Origin of the sequence: Citrobacter sp. Cs237, assembly GCF_030332325.1 — a bacterium.
Classification (GTDB): Bacteria; Pseudomonadota; Gammaproteobacteria; order Enterobacterales; family Enterobacteriaceae; genus Citrobacter_A; species Citrobacter_A sedlakii.
This window is the reverse complement of sequence record NZ_JAOWIB010000106.1, coordinates 55,813-77,341: the sequence shown is the minus strand read 5'-3', so window position 1 is coordinate 77,341 and position 21,529 is coordinate 55,813. Positions and strand designations below refer to the sequence as shown.

Sequence of the window (21,529 nt, the reverse complement as noted above, 5' to 3'; positions counted from 1 at the left end):
CCGCACATTTCGTTGTCTTTTGCGATACTCTGAAAAAGGTAAAATCGAGGCACGAAGCCTCTCAGGCACATAAAAAACATCGCAAACAGGGAACGCATGGAAATTTTTTTCACAATACTCATCATGACCCTTGTGGTCTCGCTGTCCGGGGTATTTACGCGCGTATTGCCCTTCCAGCTCCCCTTACCCCTCATGCAGATTGCCATCGGCGCACTGCTGGCATGGCCCACATTTGGTCTGCATGTGGAATTTGATCCCGAACTGTTTTTAGTTCTGTTTATTCCGCCGCTGCTGTTCGCCGACGGCTGGAAGACGCCGACGCGCGAATTCCTTGAACACGGGCGAGAGATCTTCGGCCTGGCGCTGGCGCTGGTGATTGTCACCGTTGTCGGCATCGGTTTTCTGATTTACTGGCTGGTGCCGGGCATCCCGTTGATACCCGCTTTTGCGCTGGCGGCGGTGCTGTCGCCAACCGATGCGGTGGCGCTTTCCGGCATCGTCGGTGAAGGACGTATTCCGAAGAAGATCATGGGCATTTTACAGGGCGAAGCGTTAATGAATGACGCTTCTGGCCTGGTGTCGCTGAAGTTTGCCGTCGCGGTGGCGATGGGCACAATGATCTTTACCGTTGGCGGCGCAACCGTGGAATTTCTTAAGGTGGCGATTGGCGGTATCCTCGCGGGCTTTGTGGTCAGTTGGCTGTACGGGCGTTCGCTGCGTTTTCTTAGCCGCTGGGGCGGCGATGAACCCGCGACACAGATCGTGCTGCTGTTCCTGCTGCCGTTCGCCTCTTACCTGATTGCCGAACACATCGGCGTGTCGGGAATTCTGGCGGCAGTCGCCGCCGGGATGACCATCACCCGTTCCGGCGTCATGCGCCGCGCGCCGCTGGCTATGCGTCTGCGCGCCAACAGTACCTGGGCGATGCTGGAGTTTGTGTTTAACGGCATGGTCTTTTTACTGTTGGGCCTGCAACTGCCTGGTATTCTCGAGTCGTCGCTGGTGGCGGCGGAAGCCGATCCAAACGTCGAAATCTGGATGCTGTTTACCGACATCGTGCTGATTTACGTCGCGCTGATGCTGGTGCGCTTCGGCTGGCTGTGGACGATGAAAAAATTCAGCATGCGTTTTTTGAAAAAGAAACCGATGGAGTTTGGATCGTGGACCACGCGTGAAATTCTTATCGCCTCTTTCGCGGGGGTGCGCGGGGCGATCACGCTGGCGGGTGTGCTCTCCATTCCTCTGCTGCTGCCGGATGGCAACGTTTTCCCGGCGCGTTACGAACTGGTGTTCCTCGCCGCCGGGGTGATCCTGTTCTCGCTGTTCGTTGGCGTGATAATGCTGCCGATACTGCTGCAACATCTGGAAGTGGCTGACCATTCGCAGCAACTGAAAGAGGAACGCATCGCGCGCGCGGCAACGGCAGAAGTGGCGATAGTAGCGATTCAGAAAATGGAAGAGCGCCTGGCGGCGGATACCGAGGAGAACATCGACAACCAACTGCTGACCGAAGTGAGTTCGCGGGTCATCGGTAACCTGCGTCGCCGCGCTGACGGACGCAACGATGTCGAAAGTTCGCTACAGGAAGAGAACCTCGAGCGTCGTTTCCGCCTTGCCGCGCTGCGTTCTGAACGCGCGGAGTTGTACCACCTGCGCGCCACGCGTGAGATCAGCAATGAGACCCTGCAAAAGCTGCTGCATGACCTTGATTTGCTGGAAGCGCTGTTGATTGAGAATCAGTAATCCTGTCGCCCGGATGCGCTTAGCGGTCCGGGTCGGCGAAAAACGTTAATCATCCTCCAGCAGCCGCGCGCCGGTACCCTGTTCACCAAGTCGGTCGCCAGGGTTCCGCAACGGGCAATCCTTACGCGATAAGCAGCCGCAGCCGATACAACCGTCCAGCTCATCGCGCAGCGCCACCAGCGTATGAATGCGCCGGTCCAGTTCATCCCGCCATTGCGAAGAGAGCTGCTTCCACTCCTTCGCACTCAACGTATGGCCTTCCGGCAGTACCCCAAGCGCCTCGCTGATGGTCGCCAGCGGAATGCCGATCCGTTGGGCAATCTTAATGATCGCCACATAACGCAACACATCGCGCTTATACCGCCGCTGATTGCCGCTGTTACGAGTACTGCTAATCAACCCTTTACTTTCATAGAAGTGCAGCGCGGATACCGCCACACCGCTGCGTTTCGCCACTTCGCCCGGCGTCAGCAAGGCTTTTATGCGGGGTAATTTCTTTTCCATAAATCGCTTTACCTCAAGTTAACTTGAGGAATTATACTCGCCCGCAGACAAAAGACGAATCGAACCCTGAAAAAGAGGCAACGCTATGTCCCATCAGCAAATTATTCAGACCCTTGTTGAATGGATTGATGAACATATCGACCAACCGCTGAACATTGATGTGGTCGCGAAAAAATCAGGCTATTCAAAATGGTATTTACAAAGGATGTTCCGCACCGTGATGCGCCAGACGCTCGGCGACTATATCCGCCAGCGCCGACTGCTGTTAGCCGCCGTGGAGTTGCGTAATACCGAGCGACCCATCTTCGATATCGCTATGGATTTAGGCTACGTATCACAACAGACCTTTTCCCGCGTTTTTCGCCGGGAGTTTGATCGTACCCCCAGCGACTACCGCCATCGTCTGTAAGTTTACTGCCCGCGCGACATCAGACGTGCGGGCGGCTGCTGTAGCCAGTCGATGAACGCCTGCGGCGGCAGCGCTTTCGCGAAGTGCCACCCCTGACAATACTGTACGCCGCGCTTAAGCAACCAGTTGACCTGATCCGCCGTTTCCACGCCTTCCGCGATGGTTTTCAGCCGCAGGCTTTGGGCCATCTCGATAATATGCTCCGCGATCAGGTGGCTGGTGCTGTTCGTGGTGAGTGTGTCGATAAACGATTTATCGATCTTCAGGATATCCACCTTCAGGGAATACAGGTTATGCAGGTTGGAATAGCCGGTGCCAAAGTCATCGATCGCCACTTCGTAGCCCGCCTGACGAAACGCCTGAATAACCGGCGTGGTTTTCGGCACGTCGATAAAGCCCCGCTCAGTGACTTCCACTTTGATCTGTTGCGCAAGCACACCGTACTGACGCGCTTTGTTGGCGATCAGGGCAATCAGTCGGGAAGAATGGAAGTCTGACGCGGAGAGATTGATCGAAATATACAGCGACGGGTTTGCCGCCAGAAACGCCCCCATCTCCCGGAAAACGTCCTCCACCACATAATCGGTGATCTGCGCGATCATCCCCTCTTTTTCCGCCAGGGGGATAAATTCGGCGGGACTCATGACCTGTCCGTTGTATCCAGGCCAGCGCAGCAACGCTTCCGCGCCCACGCATTTCTCATTTTTGATGTCCATAATCGGCTGATAGTGTACGCACAGTTGGCGCTGTTTAAGCGCCCGCTGCAGCATCCGCGGCGGCGACCTGTATTGCCGACGCGCCCGCGACCAGAGCAGCAACAGCAGTATGCTGCAAAGCACGGCAAGCGGAAGGGTGAAAAGCAGTTGCTGGTACAGATTTTGATAAAATCGACCGGTCGTTGTCGAAACAATCACCGCGATGGGGCGTTTATCGGAATGAACGAGCGTGTAAAAACGGCCATCCTGCTGAAACACGGACTGACCGCGGCGCACCAGCGGCAATAGCTCCGCAACCCACGCTTTTTCGCTGACGGAAAAGAACGTATCGGTAACCGTGTCGAAAACGCCCCAGGCAAGCGCCGGATCTTCTGTCATCACTTCGCTGAAGGATAAGGGATTGATCACTGCAACGTAATTGCCACGCTGCATATACGCCATTTTGTAGCCTGTAAAAAAGGGCGTGTCACGGAAGTAATAAATCGCGACATCAGGTTTTCGTTTATACTCAGCGTCCGGCATAATAAAGGGTGTGGTCGGCGCCATGACCGTTGAACATAAAAAGCGATTACCCTGCGCATAAATTAACTCATTGATATAAAGACGCCCACGAATAATATTTAACATTCTTTGCCGATGTGCGGGGGTACAGGCTTGTCCCTGATACTGTTCGGCGGCGTCGCGCGCTAAGTCAGCCTGTAAAATAACCAGTTCAGTTTTATCTAATGTCAGTTGTGCGAATATACGCAATTGATGACTGGTCTGGGATACGGCTCGCAATTGGGCAAACCATAGCGCTAACATCATGGGAAGCAACACCACCATGATTATCCCGAGAAACCTCAGCATCTTCCGTCGCGCCTGATGATTCATTTCAGCCCTATATCCCTGCATATTATACGCCTGTTATTATCGAGGCCGGATGCCATACCTGGATAATTGCCATTGCCGCCAACGCACGGGCAATCTGAAGCATGACAGGTATAAATCACACAGGGGTGTTACGTTGCATGAATCCTACAATATTAGCAACTGACTTTTATTAGTAAAAGTCTGATAATATCAGGGGTTATTAATATCATTTCGTGGTTCATTCCTGGCAAGCCATCATTTCTATTAAGCAGTGGCGTTCAATTTCCCGGTATTATTTTGGACAAACCAAAAAAGGTCGACTTAATCGCGCGTTATTAACGGTCTATTCCGACCAGACGCCCCGATGCTTTTACTTCCGCTGAACACCTTTACCCACACGCAAAGCATGGTTAAAAAGCAAACAAAAAATCCTCGCCCTGGCTGGAAAATAAGCTCATTAACGTGATATAGTTCACATAAATTATGAAACAGAAACAACGTTTCATTCGTGTTAATGTGAATGCCTGTCGATAGCCAGAGTGTTACACGCCCGTGAAAACGCCGCGCTGTCCGGGCACCCTGCTTTTCAGAGGAAATGTTTCATGGCAACCCTAACCACTGGCGTGGTGCTTCTCCGCTGGCCACTGCTGAGCGCCGTGCTGATGTTTTTAGCCAGTACGCTGAATATCCGTTTTCGTAAATCCGACTATATTGGCCTGGCTGTTATCAGCAGCGGTTTGGGCGTTATCGCCGCCTGCTGGTTTGCCACCGGGCTGCTCGGCATCACCCTGATGGATATCTCCGCCATCTGGAAAAACATCGAATCCGTTATGGTCGAAGTGATGAGCCACACCCCGCCCGAATGGCCGATGGTATTGACCTGATTCCCGGCACCGCGTTTGCAATCCCGACGGGGGCCTGGTCAGTCCATTACCGCCCCCGCATTCCGTATTCATGCCGCTGGCAAATGGGACACTGTGTGTCGTCTGCGCCAAACGTGGCGAACACCCGGCGACAGTCCCGGCAGACCTTACGCGTAAACGGATAGTGCTGTGGCTGACTCTCGCCCACGCTGTGCCTGGTCGTAATCGCTTTTGTCGGGCAAACTACCGCGCAGTTATTGCACCCCGTACAACGTGACATCTCTGCGCGTAACGCCCGTTCGCCAATCTGAATCGCCTTCTCCTGACAAACCCGTTCACACGCTCCGCAGAGTACGCAACTGGCGATATCAAGCTGTAGCGCATAGTCCTGCATGTGCGGCATACGGCTTCGGCGCAAACGCGGCGACGGGTTCACGCTCGCGGTCTGCACCTTCTCTTCGCTGACGTGCAGTAAATGACGGCGCGCCACGTTCACGCGCTTCGCGGACGGCGGAATCACTTGCCAGAGTGGTTCCCCCAGCGCCCTAAGGCGAATATTTAACGCCGCCACGGCAAGCGCCCACGTGGGATATGCATCGATGTCGATTTCCAGTCCGCGAATCTGATACTGAAGATGCCACATCAGCAGTTCTTCTACACTCGCCGCCTGGGCGGTAAACGGCGCCACCAGCGTTTGCTGACGGTAAGAACGCCGGGCGGTTGGCAGATCTTCCAGCGCATCGACAGGACAAACAAACGTACAATGACCGCATCGAATGCAGCGATCGTTGTCCAGCGTAACCGTAGAGGCAGAAAACGAAATGGCCTGCGCCGGACAGGCCTGACGGCAGGCGTCACAGGTATGTTGAGGAAAACGCTTACGTACGCAGGAGGCGCCCACACCCGGCGGTGTGGGCGTTTTCATCAGGGTAAAAAGGGCCATTAAAGAATGCTGAAGAACATAAAGCGCAGCAGCGCCTCAGCCACAACCAGCCCCAGCCCGCCCAGCAGCATCGCCGTGCGACACGAGCGCCATGCGCCAATGGCGAACAGCAAGGAACCCAGTACGGAAAGTCCCCAGGCAACGTTTCTTAGCCCTGTCAGTTGGTGAAACGCGACCAGCGGCTGATGCGGCAGCGTGACCACCTCGTTCAGGCTTGCGGATGCCAGAAAGTTGACATAGTCCGGCTGCACCAGCAGACGAATGGCGGTGATCGCCACCACCAGCACCGCGGCCATCCGCAGAAGCCGTGTGATACCCGGCAGCAGGCCGTTGCCGATCGCCGCACCCAGAATGCCCGCCGCGCCAAAGAACATGACCCAGGTATTGATATGCTGCCAGGTCACGACCGACGAATGGACATAAATTGCGCCCATGCAGTAGATATCCACCAGTCCGGCCAGGGTCGCCAGCGCCAGCAGGAGGCGCGAAGGCTGTTTTTTCAACATCACCAGCAGCGTTGCCAGGCCCAGAATCGCCAGATAGAGGCTGGCAAAGACGATCTCCCGGCTCAGCCATGAACTTTCCACATGGCGCAGCGCATTAAACGCATTCAGCGGGTAACCGAGGTGCAGCGTCGAGGCGATCAGCCCCAGTCCGCCCATCACGCAGGAAACCAGCATCGCCGGCAGCAGCGACCGCTTCTCGCCCGTCGCCAGGGCAATAAACAGCGTCAGCCCTACGGAGCCCTGCACCAGCAGGGTGAAAATCAGCAACGGTAACTCATGCATGGCGTTTACCTCCCTTCTCTGCGCCCTGGTGCGGTTTGATCACTAAATTCGGATGGGTAATGGAGGAGTCTGGCAGCCCCTGCACATCGCAAACATCGCCGTATTTAGCGCGCAGTTCGTCAATCGGACCGAACTTAATCGCCTCCAGAGGACAGGTCGCCACGCACACCGGCTGCTCGCCTTTTACCAGCAGGTCGATGCACATATCGCATTTCGACATCTGTCCGGCCTCGGTGTCCATCTGCGGCGCGCCGTAGGGACATGACCAGGCGCAATAGCCGCAGCCGACGCATTTATCGGTATTGACCCGCACAATGCCGTCGCCTGGACGTTTGTGCATCGCCGTGGTCGGGCAGTTCTTAGTGCAAATCGGGTCGTCACAGTGGTTGCACGAGATCGACATCGTGTACGCGTAAACGTTGTTCGCCACACCGCCCTGTCCGGTGGCGATAAACCCTCCGCCATTGACTTCATACACCCGACGAAAACGGCGTCCCACTTCCAGATTATGGCGATCTTTGCATGCCACCTGACACGCCTTACAGCCGGAGCAGCGCGACGTATCGATAAAGAAACCAAGCTGTTTGTCGCTAACGGGCGGATACTCTTTAAATTGACTCATGCTTTAACGACCTCCACCAGCATGGTTTGATGTGAATTCCCTTTTGCAAGAGGCGTAATACGCGTTGAGCTCAGCACGTTCGGACAACCGCCATGATCAACGCCCTCTGCGTCAGGTTGCCACCACGCGCCGGCCTGCATCGCCACCACGCCGGGAATAATGCGCGGCGTGACCTCAGCGGGCACCTGGCAAATACCACGGTTGTTGTGGATGCGCACGGTGTCGCCGTGGGCAATGCCGCGTTTTTGTGCATCAACCGGGTTAATCCACAGCTTCTGTTCCTGCACTTCCTGCAGCCACGGGTTCGCGTACTGGGTAGAGTTCGCGCGGTTTTTGCCTTTCCAGGTGATCATCTGTAACGGGAAGGATTTCGTTAGCGCGTCCTGTGGCCCCTCGTGTGCGGGCACGTAGTGCGAAAGCGCCGGAATTTCCGGATGCTGCATGTCGTAGAGACGCTTCGAGAAGATCTCAATTTTACCCGACGGCGTTGGGAACGGATGGTTTTGCGGATCGCGGATGTTGTCCTCGAAAGCCACATACGGCTTGCTCTTGAACAGATGGCGACGCTTCACCTGTAATTCAGCAAAGTCCGGCAACTGCTGTTCCGGCATTGACAGCCGCGTCTGTTCCCAGATGTGCTCAATCCACTCTTTCTCACTGCGCCCCTCGCTGAACGCGGGCTCCACGCCGAGCTTCGCCGCCACTTCGCGGATCCAGTCGTAGTCGGAGCGACGCTCAAAGTCGGGTTCCACCAGTTTTTCCGACAGCACCAGGTAGTTTGCCGTTCCCCAGGTTTCGCCAATGTTCCAGCGCTCCATAAAGCTGGTTTCCGGCAGCAGAACGTCGGCATATTTCGCGCTCGGCGTCATATACAAATCGCTGACCACGATGAACTCGATTTTCGACTCGTCGGCGAGGATCTTTGCCGCCTGATTAACGTCCGGGTTCTGGTTCACCAGATAGTTGCCCGCCAGCGAAAAGAGAATGCGGATGTTGCTCTTAAGCTGCTCTGCATCCTTCAGCCCTTGTTCCGGGGTCACCTTGCTGGCATCGTCCGCCGCCTGCACCCAGTTCATGATCGAGATTTTCTCTTTCACCGGGTTTTCCGGCATTTCCGGACCGGTGGTGAACAGGCGATTGCCGCAACCGCCGTAGCCCGCCGCCCAGCCACCTTTAACGCCAACGTTGCCGGTAATGGTCGCCAGCAGAGTGGAACCGCGCGCGGTACGTTCGCCGCAGATATGACGCTGTGGGCCCCAGCCCTGAATCAGCGCCGCCGGCTTGGTGGTGGCATAGTCGCGCGCCAACTGGCGGATGGTCTGCGCAGGCACATGGGTGATTTTTTCCGCCCACTCCGGCGTTTTAGGTACGCCGTCTTTATCGCCCATCAGGTAAGCGACCAGCGACTCGTTCGCCGGAACGCCTTCCGGCATGGACGCTTCATCAAAGCCGAGCGTATAGCGTTCAATAAACGCTTTATCATGCAGGTTTTCGCTGATGATGACGTACATCATCGCGTCCATCAGCGCGTTATCGGTGGTCGGAAGCAGGGGGACCCATTGATCGGCCAGCGATGAAACGGTGTCGGAATAACGCGGGTCCACGACAATAAAACGCGTGCCGTTCTGCTTCATCCGCTGGAAATAGTGGTTGGTATGACCAAAAATGGTTTCTGTCGGGTTATGCCCCCACAGTATCACCAGCGGTGTATTTTCCAGCGTATCCAGCGAGTTGCCGCTGGCGGCGACGCCGTAGGTATAGGGGGTGGCGGCAACCGTATTGCCAAGACTCACCGAATGGTAATATTCCAGATAGCCGCCGGTTTGATTTAACAAGCGACGAATCATTTTATCGCCGGAAAAAGTTCCGCCGCTGGTCGCGGTGTTATTATGAACAAAGCGAGAAGCCGGGCCATATTTTTCGGTAATACGTTGTAAATTATCCGCAATAAGTGTGACGGCTTCCGCCCAGGAAATACGTTCAAACTTTCCTTCACCGCGTTTTCCCACGCGTTTCATTGGGTATTTCAGACGGTCGGGATGATAAACAAATTTACGATAACCCCGTCCGCGCACGCAGGCGCGCATAATGGGCATATCCGGATCTAATTCATTATCGGGACGGGTGGTGATTTGCGTCACCACGCCATCGCTAACGTGGGCGCGGATATCGCACTTTCCGCCACAGTCGAAGGTGCTACAGGTAGGTACTACACGCTCTGCCGGGGTATCTACCGACGCGTCGGCGTGTCCGGTCTCTGCGGCTTTTGCCTGTTCCGACAAAATAAAAGGCAGCGTGACTAACGCTGCGCTCGCTTTTAACATGCCCCGCCGGGAGACATTCAGAGAGGGCGTATCCTCTCTTATTTCGTGATCTTGCATTTCATCCCCTCAAAAAGCGTATCATCAGGGGTAATTCATTTTGGGTATTTGATTTTTATCAACCGAAATAAATAGCCATGGTGTTTTTGAAGACTTTTTATAATAATAAGAAGCATTACCAAATATTTTTACTTTCTCTTTAACTCATTATTCACGAAATAATTGTTTTCCTAACACTTACTCAAAAAAGGGAAAAAAAGCACAACCTCCCGGTGTGAAAAAAAATCGTCCACAAATTTGAAGTGAGAACTATTCTCATATTAATGGGTGCCAGGAAAAATTAACTGTCGAAACGATTGGCTAAGTCTACTCCTGTTCATTGCGCACCTTATGCGCCTGAGCACCACGACGGGTTAACGTCCGGGCGAGCGCGCAAAGTGCGGTTGGCCTTTGACACCAACGAGATGGCAGGTTACGTCGATTGTTCTGTGGGATGAACCCACAACCCGCCTCGACTCAATGAGCAGGTAGTATTGATGGACATTCAGGCAAGCGGGAAAAACGGTGGCGCAAGGAGACGCCGCCCACGTAATGCAACCTCGTGTTTTATAGCAAATATGTAATATTCATACTGAAATACCTCCTGAACCTGTTTTTGGAAAACCACTGTGTATTTTCCGTTAACGACACGTGGTCTGATTAATTACCAGACCGCGTATAGGATAATTATTAAAACTGCATAAGAATCTGCCTAATGTCATTATTATTCAGGTTTTAAAAGTTATGTAAGGAAGACTATTTTTATTCCTTTCAACCCAGATATTTTACGAAAGCATAGGTTGAAATACCGCTGACAACCGCAACTACTATCGCAAAAATAATCAATGCAATCAATCTCTTGCCATTATAAATGCCAAACATACACCCTCCTTTCTAAAATTTACAAAAGCCATTAAGACACTGAGCGACATGAATAATTCGCTACCAATGGCAACGATAAAATAATATTTAGCGAAACGCTATTGATTAATATCAAAAACCGGAACGCATTATTCCAATAGCATGCGCTGGCTTTTTAAATATTATAATTTTTATACTTCGAGGAATTTTACATTGACCAGAATGCCGAACAGCAATCGTCTCCATTCTGCGCCATGCGCTGGAAAAAAACCGTACCAGCTTTCTGTGGATGAGGTCTTAAACAACCTGCGGAGCCAGTCAAGTGGACTGACTCAAAACGAAGCCAGCGCCCGTCTCGCCAGAGACGGCGCTAACGTCCTGCCGGAAAAAGCCGGTAAACCCGCCTGGCTGCGCTTTCTGACCCATTTTCATGATGTATTAATTTACGTGCTGATAGCCGCTGCGGCCCTGACGGCCATTATGGGTCATTGGGTCGATACCGCCGTCATTCTTGGCGTGGCGGTCATCAACGCCCTGATTGGGCACGTTCAGGAAAACAACGCCGAGAAATCGCTAAAAGGCATTCGCAATATGCTTTCCAGCGCCGCCGTGGTGATTCGCAACGGTCAGCATGAAACGGCGCCGACCACCGAACTGGTCGTCGGTGACATAGTGGTGTTACGCGCGGGGGATCGTATCCCCGCCGACCTGCGTGTCATGGAAGCGCATAATCTGCGGGTGGAAGAAGCCATCCTGACCGGCGAATCCACCGTGGTCGATAAGACGGCGGAAGCGCTGGAAGGGGAGCTGCCGCTCGGCGATCGTAAAAACCTGCTGTTTTCCGGCACCACTCTCAGCGCAGGCGCCGGACTTGGCGTGGTCATTGCCACCGGCGAAGCCACAGAGCTGGGCCACATCAATCAGATGATGACCGCCATCGAGAAGCATCGTACGCCGCTGCTGGTACAGATGGATAAGCTCGGCAAAGCGATCTTCTCTCTGATTCTTGCCATGATGGTTGGGCTGTTTATTTTCAGCCTGCTGCTGCGCGATATGCCAATGGGCGAACTGCTGCTGTCGCTCATTAGCCTTGCTGTCGCGGCGGTTCCGGAAGGCCTGCCCGCCATTATTTCTATCATCCTGTCGCTCGGCATCCAGACGATGGCCCGCAAACGCGCCATTATCCGTAAGCTGCCAACGGTCGAAACGCTGGGCGCCATGTCGGTGATTTGTTCCGATAAAACGGGCACCCTGACGATGAACGAGATGACGGTGAAAGCCATCATTACGGCAGATAAAAACTATCGCGTACAGGGTAACAGCTACGAACCCACGGGCGAGATCCTCGTTGAGAACGACGCCACGACGGCGGAAATGCGTCCGGGTAGTGTGCTGGAAACCTACCTGCGCACGATCGATCTGTGTAATGACAGCCAACTGATGCGGAACGAGCAGGGGCACTGGGGCATTACCGGCGGGCCAACCGAGGGCGCGCTAAAAGTGTTGGCCGCAAAAGCGAACCTGCCCGCCATCGATACAGAAATGCGCAGCAAGATTCCGTTCGACTCGCAGTACAAATATATGGCGACCCATTTCCGTATCGGCCAGGACGAGCGCGTGCTGGTAACCGGCGCGCCGGACGTTCTGTTTAAACTCTGTCAGCAGCAGCAAACCGCCACCGGAACAGAAGCTTTTACTCAGGCACACTGGGAAGCAGAAATCGCCCGCTATGCCAAAGAGGGGTTGCGCATGGTCGCCGCCGCCTGGAAACCCACGCGTGCCGATGCCGGTACGCTAACGCATGACTGCCTGAGCGATGGGCTGATCTTCCTCGGCATTGCCGGAATGATGGATCCACCGCGCCCGGAAGCGATTGATGCGATCGGCGCCTGCCAGCAGGCTGGGATCCGCGTCAAGATGATCACCGGCGATCATCCGCAAACGGCCATGAGCATTGGCGGTATGCTCGGGATTCATAACAGCGCCCACGCGGTGACTGGCTATGAGCTGGAGCAAATGGACGACACCGCGCTAGCTGAAGCCGCTGTGACGTACGATATTTTTGCCCGCACCAGTCCGGAACATAAGCTGCGCCTGGTGAAAGCGCTGCAAAATAAAGGCGAAATTGTTGGCATGACGGGCGATGGCGTGAACGATGCCCCAGCCCTTAAGCAGGCTGACGTTGGCATCGCGATGGGGATCAAAGGCACCGAAGTGACCAAAGAGGCCGCTGACATGGTGCTGACGGACGACAATTTCGCCACCATTGCCAGCGCGGTGCAGGAGGGGCGCCGCGTCTACGACAATCTGAAGAAAACGATCCTGTTTATTATGCCAACCAACCTCGCGCAGGGATTGTTGATTATTGTCGCGCTGCTGGCCGGAAACCTGATGCCCCTGACGCCGGTACTGATTCTGTGGATGAACATGGCGACGTCCGCTACGCTGTCGTTCGGCCTGGCGTTCGAAGCCGGAGAGCGCAATATTATGCGCCGCCCGCCACGCCGGCCCCACGAAAACGTGATGGATGGTTTTGCTATCTGGCGCGTCGGCTTTGTTGGCACGCTGATTGCCGCCAGTGCCTTTATGCTGGAAGCCTGGCTTCAGCCGCGCGGCCATAGCCCGGAGTTTATTCGAACCGTACTGCTGCAGACGCTGGTCACGGCGCAGTGGGTCTATATGCTGAACTGCCGCGTATCGGACGGTTTCTCGCTGGGGCGTGGCTTGCTGATGAACAAAGGCATCTGGCTGGTGAGCGGCATTCTGCTTCTGCTACAGCTGGCCATTATCTATGTGCCTTTCCTGCAAATGATGTTTGGTACCGAAGCACTGCCGCTGCGCTACTGGGGTATCACGTTGGCCATTGGCGTCGCGCTGTTCCTGATTGTTGAAATCGAGAAACCGCTGACCCGCAAATTCCGCCGGATTGCGTAATCAGAATAACGTAAAGGCCTCCATTTTCGGAGGCCTTTACGCTGGAATGCCTGACGGCGCGCTTAGAACGGAATATCGTCGTCAAAGTCCATTGGCGGTTCGTTAGACGGTGCCGGTGCAGACTGCTGCTGCGGACGAGACTGCGCGCCGCCGCTGAACTGGTTGCCGCCCTGAGGCTGCTGCGGCTGACCCCAACCGCCCTGCTGCTGCTGACCGCCTGCCGGCGCGCCGCCGCCCTGACGGCCACCCAGCATCTGCATGGTGCCGCCCACGTTAACCACAACTTCCGTGGTGTATTTGTCCTGACCGGACTGATCGGTCCATTTACGGGTACGCAGTTGACCTTCGATGTATACCTGAGAGCCTTTACGCAGATATTCGCTGGCCACTTCCGCCAACTTACCGAACAGCACAACACGGTGCCATTCAGTCTGCTCTTTCATTTCACCGGTCTGCTTATCACGCCAGGATTCGGAAGTAGCCAGCGTAATGTTGGCAACTGCGCCACCATTCGGCATGTAGCGTACTTCCGGGTCCTGGCCCAGATTACCCACGAGAATAACCTTATTTACGCCTCTGCTGGCCATGATCGAGTCTCCTGAAAAACGTTTCTTAATAAGTGTAAACGCGCGATTGTAGCATTACCAATGGCGGTTTTACCACGTTGTGACGCTGATTCCGCGAAACAACCTTAGCCGGACATTGTTACACACTACACTGCGTTTTGCATTCCAATACTGTATATCCATTCAGGTTATATTGTGTCATAATTAACCGTTTGTGATCGCCGGTCGCACCATGCATGCAGCCGGGCAAAAAGCGTTTAATCCGGGAAAGGTGAATGGATAAGATCGAAGTTCGGGGCGCCCGCACCCATAATCTCAAAAACATCAACCTCGTTATCCCTCGCGACAAACTGATTGTCGTGACCGGGCTTTCGGGGTCTGGCAAATCCTCGCTTGCTTTCGACACGCTGTATGCCGAAGGGCAGCGTCGTTACGTAGAATCCCTTTCCGCCTATGCGCGTCAGTTTCTGTCGCTAATGGAAAAGCCGGATGTCGATCACATTGAGGGGCTGTCTCCGGCTATCTCAATTGAACAAAAATCGACGTCACATAACCCGCGTTCCACGGTCGGCACCATTACTGAGATCCACGACTACCTGCGTCTGCTGTTCGCCCGCGTCGGCGAACCGCGCTGTCCGGATCACGACGTGCCGCTGGCGGCGCAGACGGTGAGTCAGATGGTCGACAACGTGCTCTCACAGCCGGAAGGCAAGCGCCTGATGCTGCTGGCGCCGGTGATTAAAGAGCGTAAAGGCGAGCACACCAAAACGCTGGAAAACCTGGCAAGTCAAGGGTATATCCGTGCCCGTATCGACGGTGAAGTGTGCGATCTCTCCGATCCGCCGAAGCTGGAACTGCAAAAAAAACACACCATTGAGGTGGTGATTGATCGCTTCAAAGTGCGTGACGATCTCAGCACCCGTCTGGCGGAGTCGTTTGAAACCGCGCTGGAACTTTCCGGCGGTACGGCAGTGGTTGCCGATATGGACGATCCGAAAGCGGAAGAGCTGCTTTTCTCGGCGAACTTCGCCTGCCCGATCTGCGGCTACAGCATGCGCGAGCTGGAACCGCGCCTGTTTTCGTTCAACAACCCGGCGGGCGCGTGTCCGACCTGTGACGGCCTCGGCGTACAGCAATATTTCGACCCGGACCGCGTGATCCAGAATCCGGACCTGTCGCTGGCTGGCGGCGCAATCCGCGGCTGGGATCGCCGTAACTTCTACTACTTTCAGATGTTGAAATCGCTGGCGGAGCACTACAAGTTCGACGTAGACGCGCCGTGGGGAAGCCTCGACGCCAGCGTGCATAAAGTGGTGCTGTACGGTTCCGGCAAAGAGAACATTGAATTTAAATACATGAACGATCGCGGCGACACCTCGGTGCGTCGCCATCCGTTCGAAGGCGTGCTGCACAATATGGAGCGGCGTTATAAAGAGACGGAATCCAGCGCGGTACGCGAAGAGTTAGCCAAGTTTATCAGCAACCGTCCGTGCGCCAGCTGCGAAGGGACACGTCTGCGTCGCGAAGCGCGCCACGTCTTTGTTGAAAATACGCCGCTGCCGACCATTTCCGATATGAGCATCGGTCATGCGATGGACTTCTTTAATAATCTCAAACTGTCCGGCCAGCGAGCGAAAATCGCCGAGAAAGTACTGAAAGAGATTGGCGATCGCCTCAAATTCCTGGTGAACGTCGGTCTGAACTACCTCACGCTTTCCCGCTCAGCCGAAACGCTTTCCGGCGGCGAAGCGCAGCGCATTCGTCTGGCAAGCCAGATTGGCGCGGGGCTGGTCGGCGTCATGTATGTCCTTGATGAGCCGTCCATCGGTCTTCATCAGCGCGATAACGAGCGTCTGCTGGGCACACTGATTCATCTGCGTAATCTCGGGAATACGGTCATTGTGGTGGAGCACGACGAAGACGCGATTCGCGCCGCCGACCACGTGATCGACATCGGTCCGGGCGCGGGCGTCCACGGCGGTGAAGTGGTTGCCGAAGGTCCGCTGGAAGCGATTATGGCGGTGCCGGAATCGCTGACCGGGCAGTACATGAGCGGCAAACGGAAAATCGACGTGCCGAAACAGCGCGTTCCGGCGAATCCGGAAAAAGTGCTGAAGCTGACCGGCGCGCGCGGTAACAACCTGAAAGACGTGACGTTGACGTTGCCGGTGGGCCTGTTCACCTGCATTACCGGGGTGTCCGGCTCCGGTAAGTCGACCCTGATCAACGATACCCTGTTCCCGATCGCCCAGCGTGCGCTGAACGGCGCGACGATCGCCGAACCTGCGCCCTATCGCGACGTTCACGGGCTGGAGCATTTCGACAAAGTAATCGACATCGACCAAAGCCCGATCGGGCGCACGCCGCGTTCTAACCCGGCGACCTATACCGGCGTATTCACACCGGTTCGCGAACTGTTTGCCGGTGTGCCGGAAGCGCGTTCGCGCGGCTATACGCCGGGACGTTTTAGCTTCAACGTTCGCGGCGGGCGCTGCGAAGCCTGTCAGGGCGACGGCGTCATTAAGGTTGAGATGCACTTTCTGCCGGATATTTATGTCCCCTGCGACCAGTGCAAAGGCAAGCGCTATAACCGCGAAACGCTGGAGATAAAGTACAAGGGCAAAACCATCCATGAAGTGTTGGACATGACCATTGAAGAAGCGCGCGAGTTCTTTGATGCCGTACCGGCGCTGGCGCGTAAGCTGCAAACCCTGATGGACGTGGGGTTGACCTACATCCGTCTCGGCCAGTCGGCGACCACCCTCTCCGGCGGCGAGGCCCAGCGCGTGAAGCTGGCGCGCGAACTGTCGAAGCGCGGCACCGGCCAGACGCTGTATATTCTGGATGAGCCGACCACCGGTCTGCACTTTGCCGATATCCAGCAACTGCTGGACGTACTGCACCAGTTACGCGATCAGGGCAACACCATCGTGGTGATTGAGCATAACCTCGACGTAATCAAAACCGCGGACTGGATTGTTGATCTCGGTCCTGAAGGCGGGAGCGGCGGCGGGGAAATCCTCGTCTCCGGTACGCCGGAAACGGTGGCGGAATGTCAAGCGTCCCACACCGCCCGCTTCCTCAAGCCGATGTTGTAAAACGAAAAACGCCGTTCATTGTCAGAAGAACGGCGTTTTTCTTTATGACTGTACCAGCAGCTTACGTTTTTCTTCCGGCAGCGTGTTCACCGCCTGCTGATACGACGCATCCACCAGATAGTAAATCTGCGAGTCCGGCAGCGAACCGTCAAGGTATACGGTGCTCCAGTGCGCTTTGTTGAGATGCCGGCTCGGGCGCACATCGCTGTGCTGCTGGCGCAATAATTCCGCCAGTTCGGGGCTGGTTTTCAGAGATACCGCCGGGCGTTCTTCCACCTCTTTCACCATGGCAAACAGCACATCTTCAACTTTAATCTGGGTGGCTTTCCAGTCGCTGTGCACGCTCTGTTCTGCGCCAGGTTTTGCCATGCAGTATTGCAGTAACTCTGAGTTAGTCATCTTTATTCCCCTTGTAGTGTCGCGATTATCTGGCGCGAACCGCCGTGGATGCGATGCTCACCGAGCCAGATGCCCTGCCAGGTACCCAGCTTTATTCGCCCTTTATGAACCGGCAGCAGTAGCGATACGCCAAGCAGGGACGATTTGATATGCGCTGGCATATCGTCTGGCCCTTCGTAGTCATGTTCGTAGTTGCCATGATCGGGAACGGCTTGCAGAAAGAAGCGTTCCATATCGTGCCGAACGGTGGGATCACAATTCTCGTTAAGCGTCAGAGAAGCGGAGGTATGTTGCAGCAAAAGGTGCAGCAGCCCGGTCTCTACGCGCGGCATATCCGCCAGAAGCCCGAGGATCTCATCCGTGACGAGATGAAACCCGCGCGGCTTCGTGTGTAAAGTCAGGGTTTGCTGATACCACATAGGCTGCTCCTTGTTGAAACGTCTTTATTCAGTTTGCAGCAAGTCAGCGAAAGGTAAAAGCTACGCGCTCATTTTTGTTTAAAAAAACAGCGAATCGCGGGCGTTTCTTAATATTCCGAATTGACGATCACCTCTTCGCCATACGCTCCTGCCTGCGGCAAGGGTTTATAGGTCGAGTTGGACGCGCGCAAAATGCGGATGCCGCGAATACCCATTTCGCGCGCAGCGCTGATATCGTTATCCGAATCGCCGTAGAAGATGCGAATATTTTTCGCCTGTAGCCACTGGGTTTTGGTGTTCTGTCCCGGCTTATCGCCCGCGAAGATCACCGGATTCATATTTGCCGCCGGAATATGAAAGTCATCGGCCAGCGTTTTCGATACCGTTTCGGTTTTGGTCTGGCTTCGTCCGGTGACAAAGTAAATGTCGTCGCCACGACGCACATGCAAGGCGATCAGCTGGCGCGCCACCTCTTTGGGAATGCTGAACTCATCCCAGCCGTTATTCATCTTTTCCCAGAATGCCGGATTCGTCAGATACGCTTCGCTGTCCGGCGAGTACATTTTCTTTCCGCGCCAGAAGCCCGGGCTGGAAAATAATACGGTATCGTCGATATCAAACCCGACCGCCATCGGCGGACGCCCGGTGAGGCTGTTTTCGATCTGTGTGACCGACACCCAGTGGACCGGCGCTTGTTCAGCGAGTTTTGCAACGTTAGTGCCCGGATTAAGCGGAGACGGCGGGGATGCAAGCGCGCTGGCGGAGTGATTTAACGTGAAAAGCAGACAGAGGGCGCTGAAGGCCAGTGTGATCTTACGCATATTTTTCCCTTCAAAGTCATTTAGTTATGATTTTTAGTGCGACTATTCAAAACGCTCTGACCTTAACCCCGACGACAAATGAAGGGAAGAAATTTCTACGGTTTTGTCATAGAAAAAGAGAATGATCACAGCTGAAGAAAGTAAGCCCATAAGCCGGATGAACAATGTGCCATCCGGCCTGCTGACGTAAAAATGTTACATAACGGCGGCAAAGGCTTTTGCCACGCGCTGAACGTTGCCGGTGTTTAGCCCGGCGACGCACATGCGTCCGCTGGCGATAAGGTAAACGCCGAACTCGTCGCGCAGGCGATCCACCTGGGCGGCGCTCAGGCCGGTATAGCTGAACATGCCGCGCTGTTTTAGCAGATAGTCAAAGTTTCGCCCTGGAATGGTCGCCGTCAGCACGTTCACCAGTTCCTGACGCATCGCCAGAATCCGGGTGCGCATCGTTTCCACTTCCGCCAGCCAGTTCGCTTTCAGCGTCTCATCGCCCAGCACTGTCGCAACCAGTTGCGCGCCAAAGTTTGGCGGGCTGGAGTAGTTACGCCGTACGGTGGCTTTAAGCTGTCCCAGTACGCGCCCGGCGGCTTCTGCATCGTCGCAGATCACGGAAAGGCCGCCGACGCGCTCGCCGTAGAGAGAGAAAATTTTAGAAAAAGAGTTGCTGACCAGCGCGGGCAATCCGGCGCTGGCAATAGCGCGAATCGCCCAGGCGTCATCGTCCATCCCTGCGCCAAACCCCTGGTAGGCGATGTCGAGGAACGGGATCAGATCGCGCGCTTTCAGGATTTCGGTGACTTCGTCCCACTGGGCATGGCTTAAATCCGCCCCGGTGGGGTTATGACAGCAAGGATGCAACAGCACGATGCTACGTGCGGGCAGCGTTTTCAGGGTAGCCAACAGGTCGTCAAAACGCACGCCGTTAGTGGCGTCGTCATACCAGGGGTAAGTACTTACTTCGAATCCAGCCCCTTCAAATATGGCGATATGATTTTCCCAGGTCGGGTCGCTGACCCACACGCCGGAATCCGGGAAATAGCGCTTGAGAAAATCCGCGCCAACCTTCAGCGCCCCGGAGCCGCCCAGCGTCTGGATCGTGGCGACACGCTGCTGCTGGAGAACCGGATGATCGACGCCAAACAGCAGTGGCGCAATGGCGTGGCGATAGCTGTTCAGACCTTCCATTGGCAGATAAAGCGAGGCGCCATGCGGTTGCGCATTCAGGCGTGCTTCCGCTTCGGCTACCGCGTTGAGCTGTGGAATGATCCCGTCTTCGTTGTAATACAGGCCGATACTCAGGTTCACTTTGTCACTGCGCGGGTCGTCTTTAAACCGCTCCATGAGCGAAAGAATCGGGTCGCCAGCATAGGCGTCAACTTTTTGAAACACGCGATGGTTCTCCAGGTTTACAGGCAGGGGTTAAGACACAATAAACCGGATAACCGTGAAGATCGAGAGGATGTTGCAGAGAATATGCCGCGCTTTGCCGGATGGCGACAACGACTCCGGCCTGCAGTGAGATCAACCCAGGCCGGAGAGCCGTACGCTTAATCGATATACTTCATCGCCACCCGTGATGTCAGGCGCGTGATAAGTTCGTAAGCACTTACTTTCGTTATTTCAGCGATGCGTTCGACGGGCAGCCCTTCGCCCCAAAGAATCACCGGATCGCCTGCATTGTCCTGCGCCTGCGGGCCGAGATCTACGCAGATCATGTCCATCGCCACGCGTCCCACAATCGGCACTTCACGACCGTTCACCAGCACCGGGGTGCCGGTCGGCGCCGCGCGCGGATAGCCGTCGCCATAGCCCATCGCGACAACGCCAAGCCGTGTGTCTCGCTCGCTTCGCCACGTTCCTCCGTAGCCTACCGGTTCCCCGGCTTTGTGCTCGCGCACCGCTATCAGGCTGGAAGTCAGGGACATCACCGGCTGGCAGCCGAAGTCCGCGCCGGAAGAGTGGTTTTCCAACGGCGAAACGCCATAAAGGATGATCCCCGGGCGCACCCAGTCAAAATGCGACTGTGGCCATAGCAGGATCCCGCCGGACGCGGCAATGGAGCGCTGCCCAGGCTTTCCCGCGCAGAAGGTGTTGAAAATCGCGAGCTGCTTTTCCGTCGCTCCACATTCCGGTTCATCGGCACGGGCGAAATGGCTGACGATATTGACTGGCTGACGCACATTTTTGCATCGGGTCAGACGCTGATAAAACGCGTCTGCCTGCTCCGGCAGCACGCCCAGACGGTGCATACCGGTGTCGAGCTTCATCCACACGCTTACTGGCGCATCCAGTTCCGCCGCTTCCAGCGCAGCCAGTTGTTCTTCGTTATGTACCGCCGTATGCAGATGCTGTACGGAGATAGTGGGTAGATCAGACGCCTCAAAAAAGCCTTCCAGCAGCAGGATAGGCTGGGTGATCCCTCCCGCGCGCAGGCGCAACGCCTCTTCAAGACGCGCGACGCCAAAAGCGTCAGCATCGGGGAGCGTTCGCGCGGTCTCTAACAGACCGTGTCCGTAGGCGTTCGCTTTCACCACCGCAACCAGCTTGCTGGCAGGCGCCAGTTGACGCAGACGTTGCAGATTGTGTCGCAGAGCGCGGCGATTAATAAGGACTGTTGCCGCTTGCATTTGA

At 55.4% G+C, this 21,529-nt stretch carries 17 protein-coding genes; 5 read left to right on the top strand and 12 right to left on the bottom strand.

Annotation, left to right across the window (positions count from 1 at the left end; translation table 11 throughout):
- Nucleotides 1-96: 96 nt before the first annotated feature.
- The gene (locus OGY07_RS13765) at nt 97-1,743 is read left to right on the top strand and encodes a Na+/H+ antiporter (RefSeq protein ID WP_042291168.1); all 1,647 of its coding nucleotides are present in this window, start codon (nt 97-99) and stop codon (nt 1,741-1,743) included.
- A 45-nt stretch (nt 1,744-1,788) separates the two neighbouring features.
- Here the strand turns inward: OGY07_RS13765 and soxR are convergent, their stop codons facing one another.
- Nucleotides 1,789-2,247: a redox-sensitive transcriptional activator SoxR gene (gene soxR / locus OGY07_RS13760; protein ID WP_042291170.1), complete on the bottom strand. Its 459-nt coding sequence runs from the start codon at nt 2,245-2,247 to the stop codon at nt 1,789-1,791.
- 85 nt (nt 2,248-2,332) lie between these two features.
- On the opposite strand from soxR, the gene soxS reads away from it, so the two are divergent.
- The gene (gene soxS / locus OGY07_RS13755; RefSeq protein ID WP_042291172.1) at nt 2,333-2,656 is read left to right on the top strand and encodes a superoxide response transcriptional regulator SoxS; all 324 of its coding nucleotides are present in this window, start codon (nt 2,333-2,335) and stop codon (nt 2,654-2,656) included.
- Between the two features lie 2 nt (nt 2,657-2,658).
- On the opposite strand, the gene pdeC is transcribed toward soxS, so the two are convergent.
- Nucleotides 2,659-4,245 carry a cyclic di-3',5'-guanosine monophosphate phosphodiesterase PdeC gene (pdeC, locus tag OGY07_RS13750; protein ID WP_286601866.1) on the bottom strand — a complete coding sequence of 529 codons (1,587 nt, stop codon included), beginning with the start codon at nt 4,243-4,245 and terminating at the stop codon, nt 2,659-2,661.
- A gap of 581 nt (nt 4,246-4,826) precedes the next feature.
- On the opposite strand from pdeC, the gene OGY07_RS13745 reads away from it, so the two are divergent.
- Nucleotides 4,827-5,108: a YjcB family protein gene (locus OGY07_RS13745; RefSeq protein WP_042291177.1), complete on the top strand. Its 282-nt coding sequence runs from the start codon at nt 4,827-4,829 to the stop codon at nt 5,106-5,108.
- Between the two features lie 46 nt (nt 5,109-5,154).
- Here the strand turns inward: OGY07_RS13745 and OGY07_RS13740 are convergent, their stop codons facing one another.
- The 4 genes from OGY07_RS13740 to OGY07_RS13725 are packed head-to-tail and all read right to left on the bottom strand — an operon-like array spanning nt 5,155 to nt 9,821.
- Nucleotides 5,155-6,030, bottom strand: coding sequence for a 4Fe-4S binding protein (locus OGY07_RS13740; RefSeq protein WP_060570396.1), 876 nt, complete (start codon nt 6,028-6,030; stop codon nt 5,155-5,157).
- The gene (locus tag OGY07_RS13735; RefSeq protein ID WP_060570397.1) at nt 6,030-6,818 is read right to left on the bottom strand and encodes a dimethyl sulfoxide reductase anchor subunit family protein; all 789 of its coding nucleotides are present in this window, start codon (nt 6,816-6,818) and stop codon (nt 6,030-6,032) included. The genes OGY07_RS13740 and OGY07_RS13735 overlap by 1 nt, the downstream gene beginning before the upstream one ends.
- Complete coding sequence (locus OGY07_RS13730) at nt 6,811-7,440, bottom strand: DMSO/selenate family reductase complex B subunit (RefSeq protein WP_199957611.1); 630 nt, start codon at nt 7,438-7,440, stop codon at nt 6,811-6,813. The genes OGY07_RS13735 and OGY07_RS13730 overlap by 8 nt, the downstream gene beginning before the upstream one ends.
- Nucleotides 7,437-9,821 (bottom strand): DMSO/selenate family reductase complex A subunit, encoded by a 2,385-nt coding sequence (locus OGY07_RS13725; RefSeq protein WP_042291185.1) that lies wholly within the window; start codon nt 9,819-9,821, stop codon nt 7,437-7,439. The genes OGY07_RS13730 and OGY07_RS13725 overlap by 4 nt, the downstream gene beginning before the upstream one ends.
- Before the next feature lie 1,062 nt (nt 9,822-10,883).
- On the opposite strand from OGY07_RS13725, the gene OGY07_RS13720 reads away from it, so the two are divergent.
- Nucleotides 10,884-13,595: a cation-transporting P-type ATPase gene (locus tag OGY07_RS13720; protein WP_286601864.1), complete on the top strand. Its 2,712-nt coding sequence runs from the start codon at nt 10,884-10,886 to the stop codon at nt 13,593-13,595.
- A gap of 62 nt (nt 13,596-13,657) precedes the next feature.
- Here the strand turns inward: OGY07_RS13720 and ssb1 are convergent, their stop codons facing one another.
- Nucleotides 13,658-14,182: a single-stranded DNA-binding protein SSB1 gene (ssb1, locus tag OGY07_RS13715; RefSeq protein WP_042291190.1), complete on the bottom strand. Its 525-nt coding sequence runs from the start codon at nt 14,180-14,182 to the stop codon at nt 13,658-13,660.
- A 254-nt stretch (nt 14,183-14,436) separates the two neighbouring features.
- On the opposite strand from ssb1, the gene uvrA reads away from it, so the two are divergent.
- Entirely contained in the window at nt 14,437-17,259 is a 2,823-nt protein-coding gene (uvrA, locus tag OGY07_RS13710) for an excinuclease ABC subunit UvrA (protein ID WP_286601210.1), read from the top strand.
- 42 nt (nt 17,260-17,301) lie between these two features.
- Here uvrA and OGY07_RS13705 read toward each other — a convergent pair whose 3' ends face one another.
- From OGY07_RS13705 to alr, 5 genes are all read right to left on the bottom strand, one after another.
- On the bottom strand, nt 17,302-17,658 hold the full coding sequence (locus OGY07_RS13705) for an MmcQ/YjbR family DNA-binding protein (protein WP_042291198.1): 357 nt from the start codon (nt 17,656-17,658) through the stop codon (nt 17,302-17,304).
- 2 nt (nt 17,659-17,660) lie between these two features.
- Complete coding sequence (locus OGY07_RS13700) at nt 17,661-18,077, bottom strand: secondary thiamine-phosphate synthase enzyme YjbQ (RefSeq protein ID WP_042291200.1); 417 nt, start codon at nt 18,075-18,077, stop codon at nt 17,661-17,663.
- Nucleotides 18,078-18,184: 107 nt separating this feature from the next.
- Complete coding sequence (gene aphA / locus OGY07_RS13695; protein ID WP_286601204.1) at nt 18,185-18,898, bottom strand: acid phosphatase AphA; 714 nt, start codon at nt 18,896-18,898, stop codon at nt 18,185-18,187.
- A gap of 195 nt (nt 18,899-19,093) precedes the next feature.
- Entirely contained in the window at nt 19,094-20,287 is a 1,194-nt protein-coding gene (gene tyrB, locus OGY07_RS13690) for an aromatic amino acid transaminase (protein WP_042291207.1), read from the bottom strand.
- 158 nt (nt 20,288-20,445) lie between these two features.
- Entirely contained in the window at nt 20,446-21,525 is a 1,080-nt protein-coding gene (gene alr, locus OGY07_RS13685; protein ID WP_286601201.1) for an alanine racemase, read from the bottom strand.
- Between the last annotated feature and the right edge of the window lie 4 nt (nt 21,526-21,529).

What these genes read in the sequence shown, in the direction of transcription:
- OGY07_RS13765 (WP_042291168.1), top strand. Translation starts at nt 97, where the DNA reads ATGGAAATTTTTTTCACAATACTCATCATGACCCTTGTGGTCTCGCTG.
- soxR (WP_042291170.1), bottom strand. Translation starts at nt 2,247, where the DNA reads ATGGAAAAGAAATTACCCCGCATAAAAGCCTTGCTGACGCCGGGCGAA.
- soxS (WP_042291172.1), top strand. Translation starts at nt 2,333, where the DNA reads ATGTCCCATCAGCAAATTATTCAGACCCTTGTTGAATGGATTGATGAA.
- pdeC (WP_286601866.1), bottom strand. Translation starts at nt 4,245, where the DNA reads ATGAATCATCAGGCGCGACGGAAGATGCTGAGGTTTCTCGGGATAATC.
- OGY07_RS13745 (WP_042291177.1), top strand. Translation starts at nt 4,827, where the DNA reads ATGGCAACCCTAACCACTGGCGTGGTGCTTCTCCGCTGGCCACTGCTG.
- OGY07_RS13740 (WP_060570396.1), bottom strand. Translation starts at nt 6,030, where the DNA reads ATGGCCCTTTTTACCCTGATGAAAACGCCCACACCGCCGGGTGTGGGC.
- OGY07_RS13735 (WP_060570397.1), bottom strand. Translation starts at nt 6,818, where the DNA reads ATGCATGAGTTACCGTTGCTGATTTTCACCCTGCTGGTGCAGGGCTCC.
- OGY07_RS13730 (WP_199957611.1), bottom strand. Translation starts at nt 7,440, where the DNA reads ATGAGTCAATTTAAAGAGTATCCGCCCGTTAGCGACAAACAGCTTGGT.
- OGY07_RS13725 (WP_042291185.1), bottom strand. Translation starts at nt 9,821, where the DNA reads ATGCAAGATCACGAAATAAGAGAGGATACGCCCTCTCTGAATGTCTCC.
- OGY07_RS13720 (WP_286601864.1), top strand. Translation starts at nt 10,884, where the DNA reads ATGCCGAACAGCAATCGTCTCCATTCTGCGCCATGCGCTGGAAAAAAA.
- ssb1 (WP_042291190.1), bottom strand. Translation starts at nt 14,182, where the DNA reads ATGGCCAGCAGAGGCGTAAATAAGGTTATTCTCGTGGGTAATCTGGGC.
- uvrA (WP_286601210.1), top strand. Translation starts at nt 14,437, where the DNA reads ATGGATAAGATCGAAGTTCGGGGCGCCCGCACCCATAATCTCAAAAAC.
- OGY07_RS13705 (WP_042291198.1), bottom strand. Translation starts at nt 17,658, where the DNA reads ATGACTAACTCAGAGTTACTGCAATACTGCATGGCAAAACCTGGCGCA.
- OGY07_RS13700 (WP_042291200.1), bottom strand. Translation starts at nt 18,077, where the DNA reads ATGTGGTATCAGCAAACCCTGACTTTACACACGAAGCCGCGCGGGTTT.
- aphA (WP_286601204.1), bottom strand. Translation starts at nt 18,898, where the DNA reads ATGCGTAAGATCACACTGGCCTTCAGCGCCCTCTGTCTGCTTTTCACG.
- alr (WP_286601201.1), bottom strand. Translation starts at nt 21,525, where the DNA reads ATGCAAGCGGCAACAGTCCTTATTAATCGCCGCGCTCTGCGACACAAT.